General features: G+C 44.6%; 4 protein-coding genes. 3 read left to right on the top strand and 1 reads right to left on the bottom strand.

Annotated features, from left to right (window positions below; all coding sequences use genetic code 11):
* The 3 genes from ABYV26_RS20755 to ABYV26_RS20745 form a co-directional block, all read left to right on the top strand.
* Nucleotides 1-2,074 (top strand): DNA gyrase subunit B (locus ABYV26_RS20755; RefSeq protein ID WP_372683268.1); only part of this gene is annotated, 2,074 nt, incomplete at its 5' end.
* Between the two features lie 36 nt (nt 2,075-2,110).
* Nucleotides 2,111-2,380 (top strand): hypothetical protein, encoded by a 270-nt coding sequence (locus tag ABYV26_RS20750; RefSeq protein WP_372683267.1) that lies wholly within the window; start codon nt 2,111-2,113, stop codon nt 2,378-2,380.
* A gap of 347 nt (nt 2,381-2,727) precedes the next feature.
* Entirely contained in the window at nt 2,728-3,522 is a 795-nt protein-coding gene (locus tag ABYV26_RS20745) for a thymidylate synthase (RefSeq protein WP_372683266.1), read from the top strand.
* Between the two features lie 63 nt (nt 3,523-3,585).
* On the opposite strand, the gene asnS is transcribed toward ABYV26_RS20745, so the two are convergent.
* The gene (asnS, locus tag ABYV26_RS20740; RefSeq protein WP_372683265.1) at nt 3,586-4,968 is read right to left on the bottom strand and encodes an asparagine--tRNA ligase; all 1,383 of its coding nucleotides are present in this window, start codon (nt 4,966-4,968) and stop codon (nt 3,586-3,588) included.
* Nucleotides 4,969-4,986: the final 18 nt, after the last annotated feature.

Below are 4,986 nucleotides of genomic sequence, written 5' to 3'. Positions count from 1 at the left end.
TGCAGACAGCATAGATGTATTAGAAGGCCTTGAACCGGTTCGTTTGCGGCCATCCATGTACATTGGAAATGTGGATGTAGCCGGTCTTCACCACCTCGTATACGAGGTGGTGGACAATAGTATCGATGAAGCCATGGCCGGCTATTGTGAAAATATTAGAGTTACCATTCACACCGACAACAGCATCAGTGTGGAGGACAATGGAAGGGGAATTCCCGTTGACATCCATCGGACGGAAAATGTACCGGCGGTGGAAGTGGTGCTGACCAAACTTCATGCCGGCGGAAAATTCGATAATGACAGCTATAAAGTATCCGGCGGACTTCACGGGGTAGGGGTGAGTGTGGTCAATGCCCTATCAAAATTTTTTGAAGTTGAAATATACGCCAAGGGTAAGATTTACTACCAAACCTATGAAAGAGGGATAAAAACCAGTGAATTGAAGGTGATCGGCGAGACTGAAAAAAGAGGAACCCGGATTCATTTTATTCCAGATGACCAGATTTTTAATGTATCCGAATTCAACTACGATATATTGTCCCGTCGTTTAAGGGAATTGGCTTTTCTCAACAAAGGCGTCAATATAACTATCGAAGACGAAAGGTTCGATAAGAATGAAAGTTATTGTTACGAAGGCGGTATCGTTTCATTTGTAGAATATTTGAATAAACGGCACACGGTTCTTCACGAACCGGTTTTTATCGAGGGTTATCGAAACGATGTCAATATTGAAGTCGCCATTCAATACAACGGCACCTATAAAGAAAATATTTTCTCTTTCGCTAATAATATAAACACCGTGGAAGGTGGTTTTCATCTGATCGGCTTTAAGGCGGCCTTGACGCGATCAATCAACCAGTATGCCGTAAATGGCAATCTGCCGAAAAATCTTTCAGCTAAAATAAGCGGTGATGATGTTCGGGAGGGGTTGACGGCAATTATCAGTGTAAGAATAAAGTCTCCCCAATTTGAAGGGCAAACCAAAACCAAACTGGGCAACAGTGAAGTAAAGGGGTTGGTAGAGTCACTGGTCAATGAGAAACTCAGTGCGTTTATGGAAGAAAACCCCGCTGTCTCACGTAAAATTATGGAAAAGGCGGTGGATGCTGCCAGAGCGAGAGATGCAGCCAAGCGGGCGAGAGACATGGCCAGGAATAAAGGAGCGCTGATCGATTCTACCCTTCCCGGTAAATTAGCGGAATGCCAACTTTCCGATCCGGCGCTGCGAGAGTTGTTTCTGGTTGAAGGGGATTCAGCCGGAGGGTCTGCTAAACAAGGCAGGGATAGAAAATTTCAGGCGATTTTACCGTTGAAGGGAAAAATATTAAATGTGGAGAAGGCGCGGTTTGATAAAATACTGCGCAGCGAAGAGATAAAAAATATCATTACCGCTTTAGGAACCGGCGTCGGAAAAGAAGAATATAACATCGATAAAATAAGGTATCACAAAATAATCATCATGACGGACGCGGATGTGGATGGGTCACACATTCGAACGCTGCTGCTTACCTTTTTCTATCGCCAGATGCCTGAACTGGTGGACAAAGGTTATCTGTACATTGCCCAACCACCGCTTTTTAAAGTCGGTAAGGGAAAAAGCGAATCATATATGAAAGATGATGGAGAACTAAATGATTTTATTTTGAAAAAAATATGTGAAAGAAAACAGGTCAACATTGTTCCTAATCAAAAAATGCTGTCAGATCATCATCTTTTCATTTTTTTGTGTGATGTCAGTGAGTATGCTTCAGCCATGGCAAAACTTGAAAACCGAGGCTTTGATCCTCTGATTGTAGAGATGATGATTGAATCGGATGTCCAGGACAAAGCGTTCCTGCAGAACCGGGACAACATGATTCGGTTAAAGGAAGAACTCGAAAACAAAGGATACCGTGTGCAAGCGTTGGCTTGGAATGAAGAAGATGAAATTTTTGAGTTAATTGTCAGATCAATGGATCAAAACAATTACCAGCAGGTCATTACCCTTGGCAGGAGTTTGATATATTCATCAGATTATCAAAAATGCTTGCTGTTAGATAAAAAATTGGCATCGGATGACAACCCGCCGTTTTAAATATACACTAAGGATCGTGATGAAGCACCTGTCGTCATGGAAGATAAACGACGCCTTTTGCAATATTTACTTGAAGATGGGAAAAAAGGTATAAATATCCAACGATATAAGGGTCTTGGTGAAATGAATCCAGAGCAGTTATGGCAGACCACCATGCATCCGGACAAGCGTAATCTACTAAAAGTGACCGTGGAAGATGCAGTTGAATCGGATGAGATATTTACCATACTGATGGGTGATGAAGTCGAGCCCAGGCGGGATTTCATTCAAAACAATGCATTGGAGGTCAGTATGCTCGATATATGATCGCCAAAAAAAGAACCCCTGAAATTCCATGGGAAAATCAGGGGTTCTTAAATGGGTGTGCTCCTTCATATTGCAAATAATAAATCCAGTATCTGCTTCTTGGTCAGGATCCGCTTCAGGGAGATAGAATCCGCTTCAGGATGATCGGTCGGTCAGGTTATCTGCATTAAAGAGCAGTTACTGATTCCCATAAATACTTTGTATTTGTCAATATTTTTTTTAGGGAACCACACGTTTACGTTTACCTAATTTATTGGAAATGGTTATCGTATTTTAAAAAAAAACAATTTTATACTGAAAGAGGGTCGTCGGTTGATCATGGTTAATGCCAGCCGAGGTGTGTGAAAATGAAAATTCATCGAATCGATGCCAGAGATCTGCCGGACCTGTGGTTTCAAGCGGTGCACGATATTCTCGATGCGGGCAGCCGGTTTAAAATAGACCGCGGCTCGTATGCCGGTCAGACGCGACTTGAATACGATTATTTCATCGGTCATGTGAAATATCCCGGATCCTTGCCGTTGATTCCTGACATACCGCCATCCTGTGGAATTCCGAATCCGGTTGAGGAGGCCTATATTTTTGGAGGAGAGGGTTACCAGCGGTCGTATGTGGAATATTTGATGACCGGACACAAAGAACCCGGAGAGTCCTACACCTATGGTGAGCGTTTGACGCGTGTGCCTGTTACCGGTGATAAACGTCGCTGGTGGAAAGAAAAAAACCGGGACATCATCGACGAAAGGGATGTTGATGGAAAAATCGTGTTTGAAGAAAATGGTTCGGTGTATTTGAATCAGATCGAGTGGATAATAGACACCTACAAGCGATTTGGATCCCGAAATAACCAGATGGTGCTCCAGGTGGCTCACCCGTCCGACCTAGTGCTGCTCGATCCACCCTGTTTACGATCCATCGATACGCGGATACAGGATGAGACCCTCCATTTTGTGGTTTATTTCCGATCATGGGATCTGTGGGGGGGGATGCCGGCCAACTTGGCGGGTATTCAGAATCTAAAAGAATACATGGCCGGTGAAATTGGCGTCAAGGATGGAGAAATGATCGTTGAAAGTAAAGGCCTCCACCTTTACGGCTATGCAGAATCGTTGGCTAAGCTTCGTTGCCTGAAGCAAGCATGATGGTAAAGCCATCATCAATTCGATCCATATCAATCTTTTTTTACCAAAGTGGGTCGTTATTCTTTAAAAATCAATGTTCCCCGGGGTTCGGGGAAAGGGAATAACATCCCTGATGTTCGACACACCGGTAACCAGCATCAACAACCGCTCAAAACCTAATCCAAATCCGCTGTGCGGGGCAGTCCCGTACCGCCTCGAGTCCAGATACCACCAGTAACTCTCCTTGGACAGTCCAGACGCTGCCATGCGTTTTTCCAGCACATCCAATCGTTCTTCACGCTGACTGCCGCCGATCAATTCGCCGATTCTCGGCACGAGAATATCCATGGCGCCAACGGTTTCATCGTCATCGTTCAGACGCATATAAAACGGTTTGATGGTTTTGGGATAATCATAAATGATTACCGGTTTTTTGAAATGTTTTTCGGTCAGATAGCGTTCGTGTTCGGATTGAAGATCTGATCCATACGCCAACGGATACTCAAAGGATTCCTTGGATCCGATCAAGAGATCAATGGCCTCTTTGTAGGGGATACGTAAAAAATCCGAAGAGATTATATTTTCAAGTGTTTTCATCAGCGCGCGGTCAACAAAACGAGCAAATATATCAAGGTCTTCCGAACAGTTGTCGATGGTAAAGCCGACAAGATGCTTGATGATCGCCTCACCTAAATCCATGTTGCCGGCCAGGTCGCAAAAAGCCATTTCCGGTTCAATCATCCAAAATTCGGCCACATGACGGCTGGTATTCGAATTTTCGGCTCGGAAGGTGGGACCAAACGTGTAGACATCACCTAAAGCGAGGGCGAACATTTCAGCGGAGAGTTGGCCGGAAACGGTAAGATTGGATTCCTTGCCGAAAAAATCCTTGGCGTAATCCACTTTTTCGTTTGATGTCATCGGTATGGATGGATTCAGCGTCGTTACGCGAAAGAGTTCACCGGCACCCTCGCAGTCTGATCCGGTAATCACCGGGGTGTGAATATAGTGAAAGCCCCGATCCCTGAAAAATTGATGAACCGCCCAGGAGAGTTCGGAACGAATTCTGAAAATAGCCCCATATTTGTTGGTTCGCGGCCGTAAATGGGCGATCGTCCGCAAATACTCATCCGTATGGCGTTTTTTCTGTAATGGAAACGTCTCGGGCGCCAAGCTGATAATCTCTGTCTTGTTTGCCTGGATTTCCCATCGCTGCCCACCGCCCTGGGAAGAAACGAGGTTACCCCACACGGCCACCGCCGATCCGGTGGTCAGTTTTTTAATTTCCGTGTATTCAGGTACGCTTTCATCAACCACGATCTGCATGTTTTTCAGACAAGAGCCGTCATTGACCTCAAGGAAGGAAAAATTTTTAGAATCGCGCTTCGTTCTCACCCATCCCTTTATATGCAATTTATCAAGGGGTGTTTCTGAATGAAGCAGATCGACAATTTTTTTTCTGGTCATGATCCATTTTCCTTCATG

Source organism: Desulfosarcina sp. (assembly GCF_041551955.1).
GTDB lineage: Bacteria > Desulfobacterota > Desulfobacteria > Desulfobacterales > Desulfosarcinaceae > Desulfosarcina.
This window is presented reverse-complemented; position numbering and strand designations above follow the sequence as displayed.

What these genes read in the sequence shown, in the direction of transcription:
- asnS (WP_372683265.1), bottom strand. Translation starts at nt 4,968, where the DNA reads ATGACCAGAAAAAAAATTGTCGATCTGCTTCATTCAGAAACACCCCTT.
- ABYV26_RS20750 (WP_372683267.1), top strand. Translation starts at nt 2,111, where the DNA reads ATGGAAGATAAACGACGCCTTTTGCAATATTTACTTGAAGATGGGAAA.
- ABYV26_RS20745 (WP_372683266.1), top strand. Translation starts at nt 2,728, where the DNA reads ATGAAAATTCATCGAATCGATGCCAGAGATCTGCCGGACCTGTGGTTT.